Annotated in this window: 16 protein-coding genes; 2 read left to right on the top strand and 14 right to left on the bottom strand. The window is 38.8% G+C overall.

The window, feature by feature from the left end:
- Nucleotides 1-67: 67 nt before the first annotated feature.
- The 11 genes from PL_RS10915 to pyrR all read right to left on the bottom strand — a co-directional run bounded on the left by PL_RS10915 (nt 68) and on the right by pyrR (nt 16816).
- Nucleotides 68-3457, bottom strand: coding sequence for a methylmalonyl-CoA mutase family protein (locus PL_RS10915; protein ID WP_348621679.1), 3390 nt, complete (start codon nt 3455-3457; stop codon nt 68-70).
- Between the two features lie 191 nt (nt 3458-3648).
- A complete protein-coding gene (gene pafA / locus PL_RS10910; RefSeq protein WP_041883404.1) occupies nt 3649-5307 on the bottom strand; it encodes an alkaline phosphatase PafA in 1659 nt (552 codons plus the stop codon).
- A gap of 93 nt (nt 5308-5400) precedes the next feature.
- On the bottom strand, nt 5401-6687 hold the full coding sequence (locus PL_RS10905) for a bifunctional folylpolyglutamate synthase/dihydrofolate synthase (RefSeq protein ID WP_041883405.1): 1287 nt from the start codon (nt 6685-6687) through the stop codon (nt 5401-5403).
- A gap of 40 nt (nt 6688-6727) precedes the next feature.
- A complete protein-coding gene (locus PL_RS10900) occupies nt 6728-7549 on the bottom strand; it encodes a hypothetical protein (RefSeq protein WP_041883407.1) in 822 nt (273 codons plus the stop codon).
- Nucleotides 7549-7950, bottom strand: coding sequence for an ExbD/TolR family protein (locus PL_RS10895; protein WP_041883409.1), 402 nt, complete (start codon nt 7948-7950; stop codon nt 7549-7551). The genes PL_RS10900 and PL_RS10895 overlap by 1 nt, the downstream gene beginning before the upstream one ends.
- Nucleotides 7950-8660: a MotA/TolQ/ExbB proton channel family protein gene (locus tag PL_RS10890; RefSeq protein WP_041883411.1), complete on the bottom strand. Its 711-nt coding sequence runs from the start codon at nt 8658-8660 to the stop codon at nt 7950-7952. Before PL_RS10890 ends, PL_RS10895 begins: the two co-directional genes overlap by 1 nt.
- Nucleotides 8661-8662: 2 nt before the next feature.
- Nucleotides 8663-10273: a hypothetical protein gene (locus PL_RS10885; protein ID WP_152620338.1), complete on the bottom strand. Its 1611-nt coding sequence runs from the start codon at nt 10271-10273 to the stop codon at nt 8663-8665.
- Nucleotides 10274-10329: 56 nt separating this feature from the next.
- Entirely contained in the window at nt 10330-12093 is a 1764-nt protein-coding gene (locus PL_RS10880; RefSeq protein WP_041883413.1) for a TonB-dependent receptor, read from the bottom strand.
- A gap of 11 nt (nt 12094-12104) precedes the next feature.
- Nucleotides 12105-15125, bottom strand: coding sequence for a tetratricopeptide repeat protein (locus PL_RS10875; RefSeq protein ID WP_041883414.1), 3021 nt, complete (start codon nt 15123-15125; stop codon nt 12105-12107).
- A gap of 206 nt (nt 15126-15331) precedes the next feature.
- On the bottom strand, nt 15332-16264 hold the full coding sequence (locus PL_RS10870; RefSeq protein WP_041883415.1) for an aspartate carbamoyltransferase catalytic subunit: 933 nt from the start codon (nt 16262-16264) through the stop codon (nt 15332-15334).
- A 3-nt stretch (nt 16265-16267) separates the two neighbouring features.
- A complete protein-coding gene (gene pyrR / locus PL_RS10865) occupies nt 16268-16816 on the bottom strand; it encodes a bifunctional pyr operon transcriptional regulator/uracil phosphoribosyltransferase PyrR (RefSeq protein ID WP_041883417.1) in 549 nt (182 codons plus the stop codon).
- A 380-nt stretch (nt 16817-17196) separates the two neighbouring features.
- On the opposite strand from pyrR, the gene PL_RS10860 reads away from it, so the two are divergent.
- Nucleotides 17197-17592: a thiol-disulfide oxidoreductase DCC family protein gene (locus PL_RS10860; protein ID WP_041883419.1), complete on the top strand. Its 396-nt coding sequence runs from the start codon at nt 17197-17199 to the stop codon at nt 17590-17592.
- A 135-nt stretch (nt 17593-17727) separates the two neighbouring features.
- Here the strand turns inward: PL_RS10860 and rpsA are convergent, their stop codons facing one another.
- Both rpsA and cmk read right to left on the bottom strand, forming a co-directional pair.
- Nucleotides 17728-19662, bottom strand: coding sequence for a 30S ribosomal protein S1 (gene rpsA, locus PL_RS10855; RefSeq protein WP_041883420.1), 1935 nt, complete (start codon nt 19660-19662; stop codon nt 17728-17730).
- Nucleotides 19663-19820: 158 nt separating this feature from the next.
- Nucleotides 19821-20507, bottom strand: a complete 687-nt coding sequence (gene cmk / locus PL_RS10850; RefSeq protein WP_041883421.1) for a (d)CMP kinase — start codon at nt 20505-20507, stop codon at nt 19821-19823.
- A 69-nt stretch (nt 20508-20576) separates the two neighbouring features.
- Here cmk and PL_RS10845 point away from each other — a divergent pair, with 69 nt between their 5' ends.
- Nucleotides 20577-20999 (top strand): peptide chain release factor-like protein, encoded by a 423-nt coding sequence (locus PL_RS10845; protein ID WP_041883422.1) that lies wholly within the window; start codon nt 20577-20579, stop codon nt 20997-20999.
- A 15-nt stretch (nt 21000-21014) separates the two neighbouring features.
- Here PL_RS10845 and PL_RS10840 read toward each other — a convergent pair whose 3' ends face one another.
- Complete coding sequence (locus PL_RS10840) at nt 21015-21968, bottom strand: lipid A deacylase LpxR family protein (protein WP_041883424.1); 954 nt, start codon at nt 21966-21968, stop codon at nt 21015-21017.
- Nucleotides 21969-22030: the final 62 nt, after the last annotated feature.

Below are 22030 nucleotides of genomic sequence, written 5' to 3'. Positions count from 1 at the left end.
GCGGAGAATAATACCATTATCCAGGTATTACTCTCCGCCGTTTATCTGACAAATGTTTTAATGAAGTCTACATATTTCTTCTGTACTGACCACCTACTTCGTAAAGCGCGTTTGAAATTTGTCCAAGTGAACAGATTTTACAAGCTTCCATTAAAGCTTCAAATGTATTACCGCCTGTAACAGCAATTTTCTGCAGATCTTTTAATGCCTGTACAGTCTGATCGGCATTTCTTTTCTGGAATTCATCAAGAGCCTCAATCTGATACTGTTTTTCTTCCTCTGTTGCACGGATAACTTCTCCGGGAACAATAGTTGGTGAGCCATTTTTATTTAAGAAAGTATTTACCCCAACAATAGGATATTCCCCTGAATGTTTTAATGTCTCGTAATACAAACTTTCTTCCTGGATCTTACCTCGCTGATACATCGTTTCCATAGCTCCCAATACACCGCCACGATCGTTGATTCGCTTAAATTCAGCCAGTACAGCTTCTTCTACCAGATCAGTTAAGTCTTCAATGATGAATGCACCTTGTAATGGGTTTTCATTTTTCGCCAGTCCCAGTTCTCTGTTTATAATCAGTTGAATAGCCATAGCTCTTCTTACCGATTCTTCTGTCGGTGTGGTAATAGCTTCATCATATGCATTGGTATGCAGTGAATTACAATTATCATAGATAGCATATAGTGCCTGCAGGGTAGTCCTGATATCATTGAAATCAATCTCCTGGGCATGCAATGATCTTCCGGAAGTTTGAATATGGTATTTAAGCTTCTGTGAGCGATCATTACCTTTGTACTTGTTCTTGATCGCTTTAGCCCAGATACGTCTGGCTACGCGGCCTATTACAGCGTATTCAGGATCTATTCCGTTTGAAAAGAAGAAAGACAGATTGGGTGCAAAATCATCAATATGCATTCCTCTGCTCAGATAGTATTCAACAAAAGTAAATCCATTACTTAAAGTAAAAGCCAGCTGTGATATAGGATTAGCTCCTGCTTCGGCGATATGGTAACCGGATATGGAAACCGAGTAGAAGTTTCTTACTTTTTCATCGATGAAGTATTTCTGGATATCACCCATCATTCTCAGTGCGAATTCAGTAGAGAAGATACAGGTATTTTGTGCCTGATCTTCTTTTAGGATATCTGCCTGAACTGTACCGCGAACGGTACTGATAGCGTAAGCACGGATTTTTGCATAAACATCAGCTGGTAAAACCTGATCTCCGGTAACACCTAAAAGTAAAAGACCAAGCCCATTGTTACCTTCGGGTAATGTTCCGTTGTAAACGGGTTTTTTAATTTTCTTTTCCTTATAGATCTGGTTTATCTTCTCTTTAACTTCTTCGACCAGTCCTTGTTCTACAATATATTTTTCACATTGCTGATCAATAGCAACATTCATGAAAAAGCCCAGCAGCATAGGAGCGGGACCATTGATCGTCATTGACACTGAGGTAGAAGAAGCACACAGATCGAAACCTGAATAGAGTTTCTTGGCATCATCAAGTGTGGCAATACTCACCCCTGAGTTACCTATTTTGCCATAAATATCCGGTCTGATATGCGGGTCTTCGCCATAAAGTGTAACGGAGTCAAATGCTGTTGAAAGACGGTGTGCAGGTTGTCCCAGGGAAACATAGTGAAAACGTTTATTGGTTCTTTCTGGTCCGCCTTCTCCGGCAAACATTCTGGTAGGATCTTCTCCATCCCGTTTAAGTGGGAATACTCCTGCTGCATATGGAAATTCACCAGGTACATTTTCTGTGAGTAACCAGCGGAGGATATCTCCCCAGTCTTTATATCTTGGCAGAGAAACCTTAGGTATTTTTAGTTGCGATAAAGATTCATAGAACAGGGGCTGTTTGATTTCCTTATCTCTGACCTTATAAACAAAATATTCTTCTTTGTATTTTTGAAGGGTTTCAGGCCATTCTCTGAGCAACCTGCGGCATTGACCATCCAGTTGTTCTTCAAGGTGGTTATACACGTCCTGAAGGGAGGTTTTTAATGCTGCTGAGTCTTGTTTTTTTGCTTGTTTTTCTTCGTCATAAAGATCGAGAACACCTTTAAGCTGATATAGTTTTCTCGCTATACTGCTTTGAAGTTCTACCCATTCATTATAAGCCTGACTGGATTCTGCAATTTCTGCCAGATATCTGGACCTGTCTGGTGGAATGATATAGATCTTTTCTGACTGACCGGCAGTCATGAGCATTTTTGCTTTGAAGTCCGTTCCTGTTTTCTCTTTGATTTTAGACATCAGGGCGGTAAACAGGTTATTCATACCCGGATCATTAAACTGGGAAGCCATGGTACCAAATACAGGGATGGTATCATCTTTTGCTTCAAACAGGTTATGGTTCCTTTTGTATTGTTTACGCACATCACGCAAAGCATCCAGTGCTCCGCGTTTATCAAATTTATTAATAGCTACCAGATCAGCAAAATCAAGCATGTCAATTTTCTCCAGTTGTGTGGCAGCACCAAATTCCGGGGTCATTACATACAGAGAAACATCACAATGTTCTGTGATTTCAGTATCAGACTGGCCAATACCTGAAGTTTCTACAATGATCATATCATAACCTGCAGCTTTACAGATATCTATACTTTCCTGTACGTTTACTGATAAAGCTAAATTTGCCTGTCTTGTAGCCAGAGAGCGCATGTAGATCCTTGGATTGTTAATCGCATTCATCCGGATACGGTCACCAAGCAATGCACCGCCAGTTTTCCTTTTAGAAGGATCGACAGAAATAATAGCCAGTGTTTTGTCTTTAACTTCCATCAGGAAACGTCTTACCAGTTCATCAACGAGTGATGATTTTCCGGAACCACCAGTACCTGTAATACCTAATACCGGAGCCTGGCTTTTACTGGTTAGTGTTTTGAGTTCATTTACAAATGCCTGTGCACCTGCCGGATCATTTTCAGCAACCGTGATGGCAGAAGCTATACTTCTTACTTCCTTCTGCGGGATTGTTTCCAGCTCGTTGGTAATTGATTTAGTGGTAATAAAATCGGTTTGTTCAAGCATATGATTAATCATACCCTGCAAACCCATTTTCCTGCCATCATCTGGAGAATAAATTCTTGTGATGCCGTAGGCCTGTAATTCTTCAATTTCAATGGGTAAAATAACACCCCCACCACCTGCAAATATTTTAATCTTTGTGGCCCCTCTCTCCTGGAGCAGATCATACATATATTTGAAATATTCCATGTGTCCGCCCTGGTAAGAGGTCATGGCGATACCCTGAACATCTTCCTGAATGGCACAATTCACCACTTCATCTACAGACCTGTTATGTCCAAGGTGGATGACTTCCGCTCCTGTGGACTGCAGAATACGGCGCATAATATTTATGGTTGCATCATGCCCGTCAAAAAGGGCAGCTGCAGTTACAAAACGAATCTTATGTTTGGGGACGTAGCTCTTAATTGGTTCCATTAATGAAATTATATTTGGTCAGTAAAGGTAATAAAAACTAAATAGCAAGTTTGATTATTGAAAGTCAAAATAAAATACAGGAGCTGTTTTTAGCTATTTTAAAATTACAGGACATAAAAAAGACAAACCCTGTCTGGACATGCATGCCTTTGAAAAAAGGCACGGGAACGGAGAGCGTTTGTCTTTTTATTTTATTGATGCGTAAGCTCTGTAATAGGTTCCCCTATACATCCGCTTGGCATTTGAATATGAAGCATGGCTGCCAGTGTTGCTGCAATATCTGTCATATGATGTGTCTGATTGGTTTTTCCGGGTTTAACATTCCATCCCATAAAAACCAGCGGAATGTGTGCATCATATGGATTCCAGGCTCCATGCGTAGTGCCGGTTTTTCCTCCGTCAAACCAGTTTGGTTGCAGGATGAAGTAAATGTCTCCACTGCGACGGGCATTGTAGCCATTGGTAATCATTTGCTTTTGTACAGCAGTTAATGTGCTTTCTGAGATACGTGCTAAATCAACAGCATCAGCAAATCCTTCAAGAGTTCTGAGATATTCAATAGCAGCAGATTTCATTGCAGTAAAGTCAACCTGTTTGAAATCCGGGTTTTCATGATTAAAGATAATCTGGTTGTTTATCGCTAACAATACAGGTTTTTTAATCTTGAATTTACTTTCCAGGAATGTATTCAGGCTGGTAACAATTGCTTTATCGTCTACTACACCACCTGGCAGTTTGTTTTCTTTCATGAAACCCGGAACATGTGCTGCACCGTGATCTGCAGAAAGAAACAACAGATAATTCCCTTTACCAACTGTCTGATCCAGATAACTGAAAAAATCTTCCAGATCTTTATCCAGACGCAGATAGGTATCTTCTGCCTCGATTGAATTAGGTCCGTACTGATGACCAATATAATCTGTGGATGAGCAGCTTACTGCCAGGAAATCTGTGATATTATCCTTACCTAAATCCTCTGCTTTGATAGCCACTTTTGCAAGATCAAGAGTGATTGTATTTCCATAAGGAGTACTTCTGATCATATCATAGTTTTTTCCTGCATAAAGTTTTAAAGGATGTGGGAAGGTTGGTGTTTGCTCACCTCTGGTTTTGCCTTCATAATCTTTATTATCAGCCGTGCTTTGTGTATAGCTTTCAATAGGATAAAGCGTATTCCAGTTCTGGTCGTAATACTTGTTGGCCATTTTCAGCTTATTATAGTCTTGTACCCAGGCAGGCAACTGACTCATATAATAAGTACTGGTAATCCAGTCTCCTGTTTGTCCGTCATACCAGTAAGCACCATTGGGTGTATGGCCAGCAGGCAGGATAGATCCACGGTCTTTTAATGAAATACCAATTACTTTACCTCTGAAATTTGTTGCCAGACGCAGCTCATCAGTGATTGTACTGCTCAGTAGATTTTTAGGTGACATCATACCTGCTCTGGTAGTTGAACCCACAGAAACTACCGAAGTATCTTCGGTACAGTAAACGCCTCTTTTTAATTGTGGATCATACCAGTCATTACCAACGATACCTGTGATTGCAGGTACAGAACCGGTATAAATGCTGGAGTGACCAACAGCAGTATAAGTTGGTGTATAGGGAATAAAGGTGTTTTCAGCTGAAAATCCGTCGTTGATCAGACGTTTAAAACCTCCGTTGGAATATCTGTCATAATAGCGGTACAGGTAGTCCCAGCGCATTTGATCAACTACAAGTCCGATAACTAGTTTTGGGCGGTCAATGGATGCAGGGTAGTTCCCGGAACTCTTTGTTTTTTTTTGTGCTAAAGTCACACTGCACAAACAACAAAGTGCGGTGAATAACAAGTAAGTTTTTTTCATCAGTGCTAATTGTGGTTTAACGGTAATGAAGCTTGTATGAAACCTTTTAGTTCACGCAAGCTTCATCAGCATTCATTATTTAGTTATGAAATTTTAAAGTGCTTCGGCCACTACGAATGTACTGCCGCCTACAAAGATTAAATCGTCGGCTTCTGCACTCTTTCTGGCTGCATTCAAAGCTAAGGTTACAGTTTCGAAAACGGAGCCTTGTAACATAAATTTTGCCGCCTGTTCTGCCAGTTCAGCAGCTGGCATTGCTCTCTCCAGATCAGGCTGACAGAAATAGTACTTCGCATGGACAGGCAGGAGCTCAAGGACACTGGTGATATCTTTATCTTTAAGCATCCCGATTACGATATGTAAATTGTGATATTCGGTGGCATTGATGTTTTCCAGGACTTCCTGGATACCGGCTATATTATGTCCTGTATCGCAGATCACAAGCGGGCTTTCACTTAGCGTTTGCCATCTGCCCTGTAAGCCGGTAATTTTAGCTGTATCGGCAAGGCCGCTATAGATGGCCGTATCAGGAATATCAAATCCATTCTGATTCAGCGTAAGTACTGACTGAATTACTGTAAGGACATTTTTTAGCTGATAGAAACCGGTAAGGTCGAGTTTAAGATCTTTAAATAAGCATTTGTCCTGTGTATACACAGAGGTAATTAGCTGCATACCTTTGCGGCTCGTGTCCCTGACATGAAGTTCACTGTTTGCAAAAACAAGTTTACTTGAGGTTGCAATAGCTTCATCAATAAATACCTGTGCGGTTTCTTCTTGTTTTTCACCTATAACAACAGGGATACCGGGTTTGATAATTCCTGCTTTCTGACCTGCAATTTCCTGTAGTGTATCTCCAAGCATGTTCATATGATCCATGCTGATATTGGTAATTACAGAAAGCTCCGGATGAATAATGTTGGTTGAGTCCTTTCTGCCACCAAGACCTACCTCAATAATAGCAACATCAACATTCTCTGCTGCAAAGTAAGCAAATGCCATAGCCACTGTCACTTCAAAAAAAGAGGGGCTGATAGCTTCAATCTGATCTTTTTGCTGTGCAGTAAAATCAACGACATACGATTCTGTCATCATTTCGCCGTTGACTCTGATTCGTTCCCTGAAATCTTTTAAATGAGGAGAGGTATATAATCCGGTTTTATAACCGGCTTTTTGCAGAACAGCTGCCAGCATATGGGAAGTTGAGCCTTTGCCATTTGTACCACCTACATGAATAGTCTTATATTTATTCTGCGGGTTTCCGAGATTTTCACACATTACGATTGTATTGTGTAAATCTTTTTTCATTGCTGCTGCACCGATACGGGTAAACATAGGAAGCCTGCTGTACAGGTAATCCAGGGTTTCTGAATAAGTCATTGAAATGATTTTAAGGGTGCAAATTAGTAAAGAAACCTAATTATTTCACTTTAAAATTGAAAACTACGACACCAACCTGAAGATCGGGAGCTGATTCGGACTGATTAAGACGAGCACCCATTACAGCGGCTTTACATTTAGCCCAAAGATCCAGGTCCTGTAAAGTTGTTCCTTTAACTCCCGGAGTAGCATCGACAACTATTCCTTGTTTATTAATACTGATCCGGACAGCTATTTTTCCTGTTTTCTGTCCGTTATCCTGTGGAGTAACCAGGTTTGTGAAACGTCTTAAAGCAATTGGTGTACCTCCAAAACCAGAACCGCCTTCGCCATAATTATTAGCCAGTGGATCTCCGTTCACAGAGCCCTGATTACCTGGGGTTGATCCTGTACCATCCCCCTGGCCTGTACCTTTATTCGCTTTACCTTTGTAAAGTGCATTCTGGTTTACGGTTGGTTTGGCTGGTTTATCAACAACTTTGGTTGTGGCTGCAGGGGTGGAAGGTTTATTCGTTTTTTTTGTATTGATACTTACTGCTTCTTCATTGTCCTGTGTAGCAATTTCCTTATCTGTACTTTCTGAAGATTTTACCGGAGTCACCTGCTTTTCAGGAACTACTTTATCAGGAAGCTGTTTATTGGCATTAGGATCAGCGGAAGGCTCTTCGATACTGGTATAATCAGTACCCATACCTTCTACAGAAGTACCATAATTCACTACCATTCCGCCCATACCCGCTTCTTCCACAGGTTTGAATGTCCCGATAGCAATAAAAAAGCTTAGTATTAATAAACCAGCCATGATGGCGGTGGATATTGCTACGGCTTTAGGATAATTATTTTCTTCTTTATAGTAGGCCATTATTTTTTTGGTTCTACAGCTAATACAACTTTCAGTTTCAACTGATTGGCTACATCAAACACTGCCATAGTATTTTCTATGGAAACTCCTCTGGCAACATATAATACTATGGTCAGATCCGGTGAAGCCTTCTGGTAGGTTTCAATGGTTGCCTTCATATGATCCAGCGTTACCGGTTGTTTCTCTACAAAATAAGTCAGATTGTCATTGATAGAAACAGTCACTGTTTTCTGTGCAGCAGACTGTTGTCCGGATTCAGAACGTGGAAGAAGTAGTTTTACTACCTGCGGATTTACTGCGGCAGAGGCCAGCAGGAAAAACAACATCAGGAAAAACATGATGTCATTCAGCGCAGAAGTATGTACTTCGACAGTTCCTTTATTTCTTTTGCGTAGATTCATTATTTACCTGGTTCCTCTAATAGATCAATAAACTCTAATGCATCTGTTTCCATTCTAAGGATGATTCTTTCTACCATTGCATTCAGGATATGATACAAAACGTAAGCAATAATACCTACAATCAGACCTGTAGCAGAAGTAATCATTTTAGTATATAAACCACCGGATATAGTTCCGATTTCAATAGCACCCTTTACAGATACATCATGGAAGATTGTAATTACTCCGACAATAGTTCCAACGAAACCAAGCATCGGTGCAATACCGGCAATAATACCTAAAATACTGATGTTCTTCTCCAGTTTAGATACTTCCAGTTTACCAACGTTTTCAATTGCAGCTTCTATATCCTTGATAGGACGGCCAATACGTTTTAAGCCTTTTTCCAGCATACGTCCCAGTGGGGAATTTGTATTTCTACATAAAGCTATTGCATTTTCCAGTCTTCCTTCATGAATATATTGTTTAATCTGAAGCATCAGATTAGATTCTGTTTTTGAAGATTTTCTGATAGTCAGATAACGTTCAACGAAGATTACCAGACCAGCAAAAGCAAGAAATGCAAGTGGGAGCATTACCCAGCCACCCTTCATTAATAAATCAAAGAAATGAAGTTCGGGAGGTGCAGCAGTTACAGCCTGTTTCGCGAGGTTGGCGCTATCCGTTAATTGGTGTACTGTATCTGTAGCAACCTGTAGCAAAGTGATCATATTTATTGTTTGTTTTTATAAATGTATATTCCGGGTATCTTTAGTTTTTTTGCTAATCTTTCCAATTCCAGTTTGGCTGATTCTTCATCTTTTAACGTCGCAATACTCATCTTTAGTCTTCTGCCAGACATATTGGTAACCACTTTGGCGTTAATACCGCTTTTTTTCATCAGCTCAATGAACTTGTCTGCTTCTTTCTGATCGTGCATAGAAGCACCAATAATTTCATAAGTTACAGTTGTATCACTGCTTTTTACTACAGTCTGTTTAATGACTGAATCTTTTTTATTAGCAGGGGTACTGGCCGGTGTTGTTGCAGCAGGTACTGGTTTTTTAAGCGTATCAGCTGTAGCGGTTGAATCAGGTTTATATCTTACCTGTATTGGCTGTTTGACAGGCTGCTCAGTTTTTGGCGTGTTAAAAGGACTGTTTTCCAATAGGCCATTGAACCAATCCGGTTTAACGATATAAGCAACAATCATCATAATAATCAGAATCAGCAAACCAAGAATGATCTTCAGATATAATGGTGTTGATCTGGGTTTTTCTTCCTCTTCTTCTTCCGGAGTATAAACCTCTTCGTTTTTATTATAAAAAGGAGCAGGCTCAGTAGTTTTTGTATTATCTTTTATGTTCCAGATTACTTCTTCCTGTTCTGGTACAGTAGTCTTCGTAACAGGAGATTTGGATCTGTAAAAATTCAGGGCTTCAATTTCTGCACGAAGTTGCTTTTCATCTTTACGGGCAGGGACAGGACTGTCAGGAATAAAGTTTTCATGATCAGGAACAACAGTTTCAATTGCAGGCTCTTTAACAGGGATAGGAGCTGGTTCTTCCTCAGGGATAACCAGATGTTCTTCCACCTGCTCTATATGTTCAGCAGGGGCCTCTGTGTGATGTGGGGAAACCGATGTATCTGCAGTAGTTACCGGAGTTGCAATTTCTTCTTCAGGCTTTTCTGTTGTTTCGGTATGTTCTGCTGTTACAGGGATTTCAACCGGGGATACAGTTTCAATAGCAGGCTGCTCTTCAGGAGTCTCAGCAGGCAAGGTAATAACCGGAGCAACTTCTTCTGCTGTTGAATCTTCTTCTTCTTCTGAATGTGTTTCAACCGAAGGAGTTTCAAAAGGAATTACTTCATCAATATGACTATGTGCATTTTCTTCGACAGACGGAGTTTCGGGCATAATCTCTTCAGCCGAAGGTTCCTGTTCTGCTTTTACAACAGGTAAACCATAAAAGTCAAAACCATAATTCAGTTTCTCTGATGGTTCGAAGCGAAGTTCATCATCGGCTTTGTACAATTTGCCTAATTCACCAAAATCTGCTTCCTGCTGATCATTCAGCTGTTGCAGAATACCAGTGCTGAATTCATCAATAAAGTAGTTGGCAGTATCAATTGATACATTTCTTTTTTTACTGATGAATTCGGCTAATATAGTCTCTTCCTTAACTTCAGGTGTAAAGTCAATAGTATAACTGGGAGGTATAAACGAATGCGTTTCTGCATCATACCTTCCCGGTAATTTCTTTTTGTAGACAGTTCCCAATCCGGAAACTCCTACAGCTTTACGGGTTTGAATAAGTTCTGAGAGGTAAGACAAGATATCCATTCTGGTAAAAATAAATTTTAATTCCGTATCAACCAATTATAATTTTAAACAGGCCATTAGAATGAATAGCTGATTCCACCGAATACATTGACACCAATTGCCTGATAGTACAGGTATTTAGTGTATTTTTTATTAAGCAGGTTATTAGCTTTGGCAAAGGCTGAAAATCTGTTATTGATCTTATAGGTTGCACCAATTCCTAAATCTACGAAACCTTTTACATTCACTACCTGTTCGATAGCCGTATTAGGGATGATGTATGGAGAGGCAGGTGCCTGAGTATAGATCTTTGCATTGGATGCATCCTGAATAACTACTGCAGCATTAAAGCCTAATTTATCAGTTACATTGTATAACAGGTCTGAACTTACGCGCAGTTGAGGTTTGAACCAGCTGTAAGTTTCTGAAGATGGTTTGTAATCCTCTACATTTATTTTACCAGTCCATTTTAACTGATCACTTACCTGTACTGAGATTTCACCTTCCAGACCTAACAGTTTCATGTTACCAAAGTCGTAAATCACATCAAACTTATTGAAGTCGGTGAAGTTATTTACAAATAAAGGCATGTCTGTAATTTCTTTACGATATACTCTTGCTTTGTAACCAAAACCGGGGCCACCTGTACCTTTAATACCAGCGCTGAAACTTAGTTTTTCAACAGAGTTTTTGATAGCGATATTATTATTCAGGAAAGGATTCTCATCAGTAAATTCTTTCATTGAATTTCTGTTTACATCACCTTTGATTTCTCCAAATACCTGCAGGTAATCAGGAATAATAGTAAAGTCTGCAGTTACTGCCGGGAAGATTCTTGATTTGGAAACTGTACCAAACTCCTGAACAAAGTTTATCCCTGCTGTAATTTTTATTCCATTTGCCTGTAAACGGATATATGGATTTAAACGCAACAGATTATTCGTTACACTGGTTGAAACATCTTTGGTATTACCAAACTCTCCTGAAGCAGCTAAGCCAAAATTGAAGCTGCTGATTCTTTTGTTTAAATAACCATTAATTACCACAGAATTTTCTCTGGCTGATAACTGGTCTCCCCAGATATAACCATTCAGTTTAGCGGCATAACTTAAAGCATCTTCATCTTCACTATGTTTATTAACCACTTCGGCTTCGGCTTCAATAAAATTGAATGACTGTTTGGCAGGGTTCAGGTTTCTGTCCGGTTTGCTTTCGTCATAACCATAGAAATAAAGACCTTTTCTTTCATAGTTAATACGACCGCTAAAAATAGCTTTCTCACCAATACTGCGACCAAAAACACTTAGCTGCTGCTGATTGAATTTCTGACCTTCTAATTTTCCTGACTGACTGAAGTGTCTGAAATAACCACCAGCCTGTAAATCTTCAGAGCGTCCCATATTGATATAAGCTTCCCCCAGTAATGTATTGGCAGAACCGAATGCACCTTTTACATAATTGTTAATGATCTCTGTCTGTCTTTCGGCAGCTACTTCCTGCGCATAAAGTTTATCAATATCAGAGTTCAGTTCCAGTTTCCTGTCGGTCAGACTATAGTTGAAACGGGCTTTATAAGTTTTAACATCATTTAAATCCGGACTCCTTCTGAGTTTAACTGCTTCAGCCAAAATTGGCTTATAAGGTCTTACTACTTCAATTTCTTCAGTTACCTGTTTGTCTTCAGCAGGTTTTTCAGGAGCTTTTTTATCCGTGTTTTTTTTCTCTGTAGTTTTCTTTTCCGTCGTCTTTTTTTCAGTTGGCTTTTTATCCTGAGCCTTTAAGGTCAGCGTACCTGCGGTTAATAAGAGAACAGTAGTATATATTAATTTGTTAAATCTCATGGTGCTTGGTCTTATTTAATTTTTTCTAATTTTTCTTTGGCAGTAGCGACAATTTCATCTTTACCGTCATAGTTATCAATAATACTTAAGAGCGTACTTTTTGCCTGCAGTTTGTCTTTTAATGCGACATAGTTATCTGCCAGCAGGATAAACGCCTTAGCTACCCAGTAATCGTAAGAAGGCATGTTATTGACTAAATCAAAACAAGTTTTCTGAGATGTTTTATAGTCATGTTTATTATATTGAATTTCTGCCAGTGTATATTTAGCTTCTGCCGCCGCCAGTGTTTTGGTTTTACCCACTACATTGGTAAAGGCTTTTACTGCCATGGTTGTATCTGCTTTCAATAAATAAGCTTTACCTGCATACAGATCTGCACTGTTTACCTCTTCTTCAGAAGCTTTGTCAGATTCTTTGGTCAGAAGCACATATTTAAGTATGTCATCCGGCATGTTTAAAGCAGTGTAGGCTTTAAGCAGGTTGTTAATTGCAAAGGAGTAATGCGCTTTGTAATCTGCAGTGGTTTCCAGTCTTTTCAGATAAACGATAGCTTCATTGTACTTTTTCTGAGCCAGGAATAATTTAGAAATACTTACCAGTGAACGTTCTGTATAATCGCTTGTCCAGTCATTCAGGATAAATTCATAATCAGGCACAGCTTCATCCGGACGATTCAGTTTAACCAGCGATTCCGCTCTCATAAACTTAGCTTCCTTGGCATGTATAGCTTTCGGGTATTTATCAAAGTATGCATTGATACTTTCTACCGTTCCCTGTGCATCACCTTTCAGATATCTGTTTTTTGCGGCCTGGAAAACAATATTATCCTGTTCTGCTACCGTGTAATTACCAATTGGTGTGGTATTCGCATAGGCAATAAAGCCATTGGCGTCACCGCGGTCAACATAGATATTTTTGATGGACTCCAAAGCCTGTTTTGCTTCTTCTGTACTTGCGTAATCATTGATTACCTTTTTGAACGTTGCCAGTGCTTCTTCATCTTTATCCTGATTATACTGTACAAGTCCGATAGTAACCAATGCTCTTGGTACATAACTGCTGTTAGGATATTTCGCAATTAAAGCGGTAAGATCAGTTCTTGATCTGTCCAGATCACCTTTATTGAAATAGGTATAAGCGATTTCAAAACCAGCATCATCTGCGTAGTTTGAAGAAGGGAATTGTTGCAGCAGACTTCCCATTGTAGCGATCTTTGTATCGTCCTGTCCCTGTAATCCCTGAATCATTCCTCTCTGGAACAAAGCATAGTCTTCACCGGTTGATCTGTCGGCAATAATCCTGTTGTAATAAGTTAATGCATTTCCATAACTTTTGCTGACAAAATATGAATCCGCTAATCGCATGGTTGCATCAACTACTGTATTTTTGTCTTTATCATTTCCATTCAGGAAACGTTCAAAATAAGTTGCTGCCTTTGCATATTTTTCATCTTCGAAAGCTGAATAAGCCAATGCATAATTAGCAAAATTATATACTTTGGTTTTATCTGCATCAGGCATGGCAAGGAATTTCTCGAATGTCTTTACCGCTTCACCGTATTTACGCAGTTCATACATTGCCTCAGCCATCCAGTAAGTACTTAATGCATGGATTTCAGCGTCGCTTGGAAGTGCATTTGAGCGTTGAAACATAGAAAGTGCATTTGGGAAAGCACGTTCATTATAAAATTCCAGACCTCTGAAATATAGTACTTTCTGATAAGCCTCTTTAGCTTCAGGTGATTTATTCGGGATAGGATCTAAGATATCTATCGCCGCCTGGTAGTTTTTGCTGGTCAGCAGAATCTCACCTAATAATGTTTTTGCCTCGTTGACTTTACGTGAACCAGGGAATTGTTTTAAGAAACTCTGTGTAGATTCTAAAGCCTGCTGATTAAAGTCAAGTTCATAACTTAATCTGGCATAATTGATCCAGGCATCTTCCTGAGTTACCTTATCAAACTCAAGACGTGACGCACGGAAGAAAGCACTTCTCGCTTTTGATTTATCACCTAATTTGATGAAAGCACGTCCAAGAGTGTGCATTCCGCTTTGAAGATATACATCATCAGCTGTTAACTGCTCTAAAATACCTACCGATTCTCTGTACATACCCAGCTCAAACAGGGAATAACCGTACTGATAAATGAAGAGATTATTTTTAGTTTTGGCAGTTCCGCTTTTTGTGTAAAAATCACTGAAATACAATGCCGCATTTTTATAATCAGATTTGGCAAAATAAGAGGCTGCTATCAAACTAAGCATTTCTGCTTCAAATTGCTGTTTGGTATCTTTTAATATTGGAACAGCATAATTGATGACATCATCATAGCGTTCATCCAGGTAATACATCGAGGTGATGTAATAAGGATAACTTGCTTCGTAAGTTTTAGAACCTTTTAGTTTTTCAAAGTTACTCAGCGCTGTTTTATATTCTTTGTTCAGATAATTGATATAGGCAAAATAGTAGGTTGCACTTTCCTGGAAAGGACCGTCAACTTTTTTTACTGCTTCAAATAATGGTTCTGCTTTCTCTATGTTTTTCAGCTCAAAGTAGGAGTATCCCTGTTTGAACTGGTATTCTGTTCTTTGTTTCTGAGAAAGGGTAGAAGGATCAGTTTTTTCAAACCAGTCCAGTGCTTTCTGATAGTTTTTTTGTGCAAAGTAAGATTTACCTACATGGAAGTAAGCTAATTTGGTGTTAGGATTTAAAGGGTAATCTTTAATGAAGGTTTGAAACAGGCTTTCTGCATCCCGGTTCCCTAATTCCAAAGCACAGACAGCAGCATAAAACTTCGCATTTTCTTTTAATAAAGAAAGCTCAGCATTACTTTCCTGAGCAGTTCCTGGCTTTTGTCTTAACTGTTCAACCAATCTGAATTGTTGAGCTGCAGCGACATACTTTTCGTTTTGAAGTAATTCAAGGCCAGTCTGATAGTTTTTATTGAGGTTTACTAGCGCACTTACCTGCGCATAACCTGCGGTAAGGTTACCAGCTAATAAAAGCGGAATAAAAAAGTATTTTTTCTTCATTGGTGTTTAATTTCTTTAAGCGGTTATGAAACTAACATGAGCCCTTTTGATCGCAGTAAGTTCATGATGGTTGCAATGATTTCAAATATGGTTGCTGCTAATATAAATATTGTAAAGTGTCTTATTAACATAAGAAGTTAACAAGTGTTGATAACACTGTTTAACGCTAATTTAGCGGGAATGGTATAAAAGAAAAGGAATGAGGACTAATCTCTCTGAGATGCAAGGAGATAAAGTACAGCCATTCGGATAGCTACTCCATTTTCTACCTGGTCCAGAATAATGGATTGTTTACTGTCAGCTACATCACTGGTAATCTCTACACCTCTGTTAATAGGACCGGGATGCATCACAATAATTTCTTTATCCAGATTATCAAGAATCTGCTTATTCAGACCATACATCATCGCATATTCTCTTAAGGAAGGGAAATATTTAATGTCCTGTCTTTCCAGCTGTATACGCAGCATATTTGCTACATCACACCAGTTTAAGGCTTTAATCAGGTCATGTTCTACTTTTACGCCCAGGCTGCCAATATGTTTTGGAATCAGGGTGGTCGGACCGCAAACCATAACTTCAGCACCCAGTTTTTGCAGACAGAGTATGTTTGAAATAGCTACTCTTGAGTGCAGAATATCTCCGGCAATAACTACTTTTTTGCCTCTTACGTCCCCTAATTTCTCGCGGATCGAATAAGCATCAAGTAAAGCCTGGGTAGGATGCTCATGTGCCCCATCTCCTGCATTTACAATCTGTGCATTGATATGTTTACTCAGAAATACGCCGGCGCCGGCATAAGGATGTCTCATGACAACCATATCCACTTTCATGGCCAGAATATTATTTACTGTATCAATCAGGGTCTCTCCCTTGCTTACTGAAGAAGAGGAAGCTGCGAAATTAATCACATCCGCTGAAAGTCTTTTTTCTGCCAGTTCGAATGAAAGTTTGGTACGGGTAGAGTTTTCGAAAAAGATATTTGCGATGGTTATATCACGCAGGGAAGGAACTTTCTTAATCGGTCTGTTAATGACACCTTTGAAATTATCTGCAGTCTCAAAAATCAATTCAATATCATTCAGGGTAATATCTTTAATGCCTAAAAGATGTCGTGTTGATAGTTTTTCTGCTGCCATTTCTTATTTATTTCGGTCTGATAATAATATTACTTTGTCTTCTCCTTCTGTCTCTTTCCAGCTTACCTTTACCATTTGAGAATCCAGGCTATCTACCTGTTGCCCGATGTAATCAGGTTCAATAGGTACATGTCTTGAGAATCTTCTGTCAATTAAGACCAGAAGTTCAACTTTGGCTGGCCTGCCAAAAGCGAGCAATGCATCGAGTGCAGCTCTGATGGTCCGGCCTGTCCATAGTACATCATCAATCAGAACGACATTACATCCTTCTATGATAAAATCTATAGTATTGCTGTTAGCGGAAACAATTCCATCTTTTCTACGGAAATCATCCCTGAAGAAAGTGATATCAAGATTACCTTTTCTGATAGTCTTGTTTTTAAGAATTTCTGAAAGTTCCTGTTTGATTCTGTCTGCGAAGTAACTGCCGCGGGGCTGTATACCAATGAGTACGGTATTAGAAAAATCGTTGTGATTCTCAATTAATTGATGACAAAGTCTCTTAATTGTGATTTGGAATTTTTTACCGTCTAGCAGGGTTCTCTTTTGCATTGACAAATTGATTAGGCAAATATAAAAAATCGGATTGAATTATGTGCCCGCAATTTTAATTAATTTCAATGAAGTTCTGCGTTTTAATTATAAAATAAAGCTAATTACTTGATTCATAACCTGAAATTAATGTCAGAGAAGCGGCGCATTGGCATTGTTTTTTTTGCATTGGTGCTAAATGGTTATTACTTTTTTCTGCTGATCGGTCCGGAGCTATTTAATATCAGAGATTGATCCATTGTTTTTAACAAATACTGTTAAAAAATGTTAATGAAGCGATTTTTGTTGCAGGGCAATCCGGCAATTATTAACATTGCTTTTCGTTACTGTTATATATGCTATACATTAGCCGGCAATCCGGTAACTGACTAAATTGAACTATGCAGCATTCTATCATATTTTTTGACGGCGTTTGTAATTTATGTACGGGTTCTGTTAAATTTGTCATTAAAAGAGACCGGAAAGATCAGTTTAGATTTGCCCCGCTGCAAAGTGATGTTGCCCAGCAATATCTTGGGCCTTTCGGATTATCTTTGAGTGAACTAAGCAGTATCATCCTGTTTGAAAATGGCAGGGTTTATCAGCGTTCTGCTGCTGCATTACGAATTACAAGACATTTAAGCGGAGGATGGCCTTTGTTATATGGCCTGATGATCATTCCTGGCTTTATCAGAGATTTTGTTTATAATCAGATTGCAAAGCGGAGATATTCAATTTGGGGCAGGGAGGAGAGCTGTATAGTGCCTACTGCTGAATTGAAGGCTAAATTCCTGTAAGGACTTCTATCTGTTATGACAATGCCCTTTTTCTGAAATAGCAAAGAACCCCATTAAAATTATTAAGTGATTTTCACCACATAAAAAAAGAGGGTGCCTTTTGGACACCCTCTTTTTAATATATAAGCTTTAAGATTATTTAGCTTTGTTTTTGCTTTCTTCGCCTTCCATTTGTTCTTTCAATTGAGCAAGAACACCTAGATCACCAAGAGTTGATTTCTCAACTGAATCTTTAACTTTTTTAACTGCATTGCTTGAAGCTTTAGCATCTTTTTTCTTAGTAGCTCTTTCTTCAGCAGCAACCTCAGCTTTAGCCTCTTCCCAGATACGGGCGTGAGAAACAACGATACGTTTAGCATCTTTGTTAAACTCGATGATTTTGAAATCATTAGTTTCTTCAGCTTTGATAGTAGTACCATCTTCTTTAGCCATGTGTTTAGTTGGTACGAAACCTTCTACACCATATGGTAAAGCAATAACAGCGCCTTTATCAGTTACTTTAACAACAGTTCCCTGGTGAATTGAATCTAACGTGAAGATAGTTTCAAAAGTATCCCAAGGGTTTTCTTCTAATTGTTTATGACCTAAGCTTAATTTACGGCTATCAACGTCTAATTCTAAAACAACTACGTCTAATGTATCACCAACTTTAGTGAATTCGTTAGGGTGGTTAACTTTTTTAGACCATGAAAGATCAGAGATATGGATTAATCCATCAATACCTTCTTCAATTTCCACGAATACACCGAAGTTAGTCATGTTTTTAACTACAGCAGTATGTTTGCTTCCGATTGGATATCTTTCAGCAACATTTTGCCAAGGATCCTGAGTTAATTGCTTAATACCTAAGCTCATTTTGCGTTCTTCTCTGTCTAAAGTTAATACTTCAGCTTCGATTTCATCGCTAACTTTAAGGAATTCCTGTGGACTGCGTAAGTTTTGAGACCAAGACATTTCTGATACGTGAATTAAACCTTCAACACCAGGAATGATTTCTAAGAATGCACCGTAATCAGCTACAGTAACGATTTTACCTTTAACTTTAGATCCAACAACAAGGTTAGTATCTAAACTTTCCCAAGGGTGTGGAGTTAATTGTTTTAAGCCTAATGCAATACGTTTTTTCTCGTCATCAAAGTCAAGAACAACAACGTTGATTTTCTCATCTAAGCTCAATACTTCTTTTGGATGCTCTATGCGGCCCCAAGAAATATCAGTAATGTGAAGTAAACCATCAACACCACCTAAATCGATGAATACACCGAAGTCAGTAATGTTTTTAACAGTACCTTCTAATACCTGACCTTTTTCAAGTTTAGATACGATCTCAACTTTTTGACTTTCTAAATCGTCTTCGATTAAGATTTTGTGCGATACTACAACGTTTTTAAATTCGTGGTTGATTTTCACAACTTTGAATTCCATTGTTTTACCTACATAAACATCGTAATCGCGGATCGGTTTGATGTCGATCTGAGAACCAGGTAAGAAAGCTTCAACACCCATGATGTCAACGATAAGACCACCTTTAGTACGGCTTTTAACAAATCCGTTGATGATTCTGTCATTGTCAAGGGCTTCGTTGATAGATTCCCAAGATCTCTGAGTTTTAGCTCTTTTACGAGATAAAATTAATTGACCATTTGCGTCTTCCGGAGCTTCAACAAATACATCAACTGTATCACCGATTTTCAAATCAGGAGTATCACGGAATTCAGAAGTTGATACTAAACCGTCAGATTTAAATCCTACGTTTAATACAACGTCTTTATTGTTGATTGATACAACAATACCGCTGATAATTTCACCTTGGTTGATTTGATTGAAAGTATCGGTATACATGTCTTCAAACTTTTTACGGTCTTCGTCAGAGTATTTTCCGAAAGCTTTATCGTCTGCATCCCAGTCAAAGTCTTGATCTGGTGTTGCCAGTGATGATTTGATCTGTTCGATCGACAATGAATCTGCTTCAGATTCAATGGTTTCTTTTTCAGTAAGACGAGCGTCTGTACCTTGTAATTCGGCTTTTTTAGCCTCTAATTCTTTTTCTGCTACTTGTTTTTTTGCCATTAATCATTTAATCTCCTTTTCCCTTTAGGGACTGCAAAGATAGAAATTAATATATTTAATGAAAGAATTTTTTAATAAATGTTGTTGATTTTGAACGATTTGCCTTAACTAATATGTATTTCGAATGACAATCGGAGGTTATTTGCAAAATTATTCTTTTAAGCCAGTTGCGGGATAAAAGGGGTAACCTTGTTCAGTGCAAACTCCAGCTGCTCTTTCGGAGTGATATCCGTATTGTCCAGAATGATAGCATCTTCAGCACGGACAAGCGGGCTTTCCTTTCTGGTGGTATCTGCATAATCCCTGTGGGCAAGATTCTCAAAAACGTCTTCAAGAGAAGTTGTCGTATCACCTTTACTCTGTAATTCTTTGAATCTTCTTTCTGCTCTGACTTTAGGATCAGCTGTCATGAACAATTTAACCTGCGCATCAGGAAATACTGTAGTTCCGATATCACGGCCGTCCATAACAATGTTTTTAGATTTACCCATGCGCTGCTGCTGTTTTACCATTTCCTTGCGCACGAGTTTAATAGCAGAAACTTCACTTACATTTTCAGAAACCGGCATTTGTCTGATTTCTTCTGAGACTTCTTCTCCGTTAAGTGTAATATGGGATTCGTAATCCCTGGAATCAAAATTCAGTTCTATATGCTGTAGTGCATCAGCCACTGCTGTCTCATCACTTACATTAACCTGGTTGCGTATAAAATATAAAGTTACTGCCCTGTACATTGCACCACTGTCAATATATATAAACCCCAGTGTCTTTGCCAGTGCTTTTGCCAGTGTACTTTTACCACAAGATGAATAACCATCTATGGCCACAACCACATTTTTTCTCATATGCAGCAAATATACTGATTTGACGGTTTTTTAAAATAGTTTTAAAGAAAAAGAATTATAATTGCCGCTATGTATAAAGATAGAAAAGAACTCGTTAAATCGCTCACCTTTAAAACTTCCAGGAGTGGGGGCAAAGGTGGACAGAATGTCAATAAAGTTTCCAGTAAAGTAGAGGTGATAATTCATGTAGCATCCGCAGAATTTTTCACTACCGAAGAAAAAGCATTACTGGCAGAACGTCTGGCAAATCGTATTGATACCGAAGGTAATCTTCATGTGGTCTCACAGGAAGACAGGAGTCAGCTGGTTAATAAAGAACAAAGCATCATTAAACTGATGTCATTGTTAAAAACCGGTTTACATACCGATAAAAAGAGAAAGCCGACCCATACCCCGAAAAGTGTCCTTCTGAAAAGGAAAAGCGACAAAAAATCAATTGCTGCAAAAAAGGAAAACAGGAAAAAGCCAGGCATGGATGCCTGGTTAAACTGAGAATAAAACTATACGTTAGTTAAATCTGTAAGACACGCTGATTGAACCCCACTGATGTGCTCTTGCCACACTCTTAATCTCTTTCGTTTTAAACAGAACACCAAAGTCGGCAGTAAAACGATCCACACTATAATCTATTCCCAGCTGTTGTGCAAATACCACAGGTTTCTGACTAAAAGTAACCGGACTGTTATTGTTAAACATACTGCCCTCAATAGTCGCATCATAAGCCACTACATTTAACTGAGGTTTAGCGTAAAAAAACATTTCTCTTTTAACCAGTGACTTGGTTTTGGCATGATTACCCACAGCCGCATGCGTATAAGCAGAATTAAAAAGCTGATTCAGGTTTCCGGTTCTGAAAAGCAAACTTGCACCTGCGCCGCTAAAAGTAGTTCCAAGATTTGCATACCCTTCAAAAGATAATTCAACAGCATTTCCGGCGGTACGTGTCAGTAATTTAGTGTACTGTGCAGAAAGATTAAGAGCCAGCTCATTTTTAATCTGGTAATCCCATCCGCCCACATCATAGAAGCCGAAGGTTTTATGCAGTAATTTCTGACCTGCCTCACCCAGTGAATTTTTTCCGGTAGTACCTATCTGTGCACTGACACTGATTATACTTTCATTACTATAAAACCAGTTCATCATTCCACCTATATATAGGTAACCAGCAAAAGGCCGGTCCTGCTTAGCCGGATCAGGGGCATAACCTGAATAAGGATTGAACATCATTTGTCCGGCACTGATTTCGTAGGTTTTCTTTTCCAGTCCTGCTTTTAGCTTTTGCTGATCGGTAGCATGGCGGAAGTAAAGAAACAGTCCATTAGTATAATAACGGTCAGAGCCCTGAGCCAGATAAGAATCATTATCACTTTTAAAACCGAGTTCGTTTTTAAAAGACTGGGCATAAGCAAAAGAGGAAAAAAACAGTAAGAACAAAAGGATTGAATATCCGGTGTATTTCATATGAATAATAAAAAAAAGCCCCGGTTATTCCGGAGCTTTAAATATATGAGTTAAAATTTATC

Source organism: Pedobacter lusitanus, assembly GCF_040026395.1.
Classification (GTDB): domain Bacteria; phylum Bacteroidota; class Bacteroidia; order Sphingobacteriales; family Sphingobacteriaceae; genus Pedobacter; species Pedobacter lusitanus.
This window is presented reverse-complemented; position numbering and strand designations above follow the sequence as displayed.

Excerpts from the sequence above, each read along its gene's own strand:
- PL_RS10915 (WP_348621679.1), bottom strand. The coding sequence starts at position 3,457 with ATGGAACCAATTAAGAGCTACGTCCCCAAACATAAGATTCGTTTTGTA.
- pafA (WP_041883404.1), bottom strand. The coding sequence starts at position 5,307 with ATGAAAAAAACTTACTTGTTATTCACCGCACTTTGTTGTTTGTGCAGT.
- PL_RS10905 (WP_041883405.1), bottom strand. The coding sequence starts at position 6,687 with ATGACTTATTCAGAAACCCTGGATTACCTGTACAGCAGGCTTCCTATG.
- PL_RS10900 (WP_041883407.1), bottom strand. The coding sequence starts at position 7,549 with ATGGCCTACTATAAAGAAGAAAATAATTATCCTAAAGCCGTAGCAATA.
- PL_RS10895 (WP_041883409.1), bottom strand. The coding sequence starts at position 7,950 with ATGAATCTACGCAAAAGAAATAAAGGAACTGTCGAAGTACATACTTCT.
- PL_RS10890 (WP_041883411.1), bottom strand. The coding sequence starts at position 8,660 with ATGATCACTTTGCTACAGGTTGCTACAGATACAGTACACCAATTAACG.
- PL_RS10885 (WP_152620338.1), bottom strand. The coding sequence starts at position 10,273 with ATGGATATCTTGTCTTACCTCTCAGAACTTATTCAAACCCGTAAAGCT.
- PL_RS10880 (WP_041883413.1), bottom strand. The coding sequence starts at position 12,093 with ATGAGATTTAACAAATTAATATATACTACTGTTCTCTTATTAACCGCA.
- PL_RS10875 (WP_041883414.1), bottom strand. The coding sequence starts at position 15,125 with ATGAAGAAAAAATACTTTTTTATTCCGCTTTTATTAGCTGGTAACCTT.
- PL_RS10870 (WP_041883415.1), bottom strand. The coding sequence starts at position 16,264 with ATGGCAGCAGAAAAACTATCAACACGACATCTTTTAGGCATTAAAGAT.
- pyrR (WP_041883417.1), bottom strand. The coding sequence starts at position 16,816 with ATGCAAAAGAGAACCCTGCTAGACGGTAAAAAATTCCAAATCACAATT.
- PL_RS10860 (WP_041883419.1), top strand. The coding sequence starts at position 17,197 with ATGCAGCATTCTATCATATTTTTTGACGGCGTTTGTAATTTATGTACG.
- rpsA (WP_041883420.1), bottom strand. The coding sequence starts at position 19,662 with ATGGCAAAAAAACAAGTAGCAGAAAAAGAATTAGAGGCTAAAAAAGCC.
- cmk (WP_041883421.1), bottom strand. The coding sequence starts at position 20,507 with ATGAGAAAAAATGTGGTTGTGGCCATAGATGGTTATTCATCTTGTGGT.
- PL_RS10845 (WP_041883422.1), top strand. The coding sequence starts at position 20,577 with ATGTATAAAGATAGAAAAGAACTCGTTAAATCGCTCACCTTTAAAACT.
- PL_RS10840 (WP_041883424.1), bottom strand. The coding sequence starts at position 21,968 with ATGAAATACACCGGATATTCAATCCTTTTGTTCTTACTGTTTTTTTCC.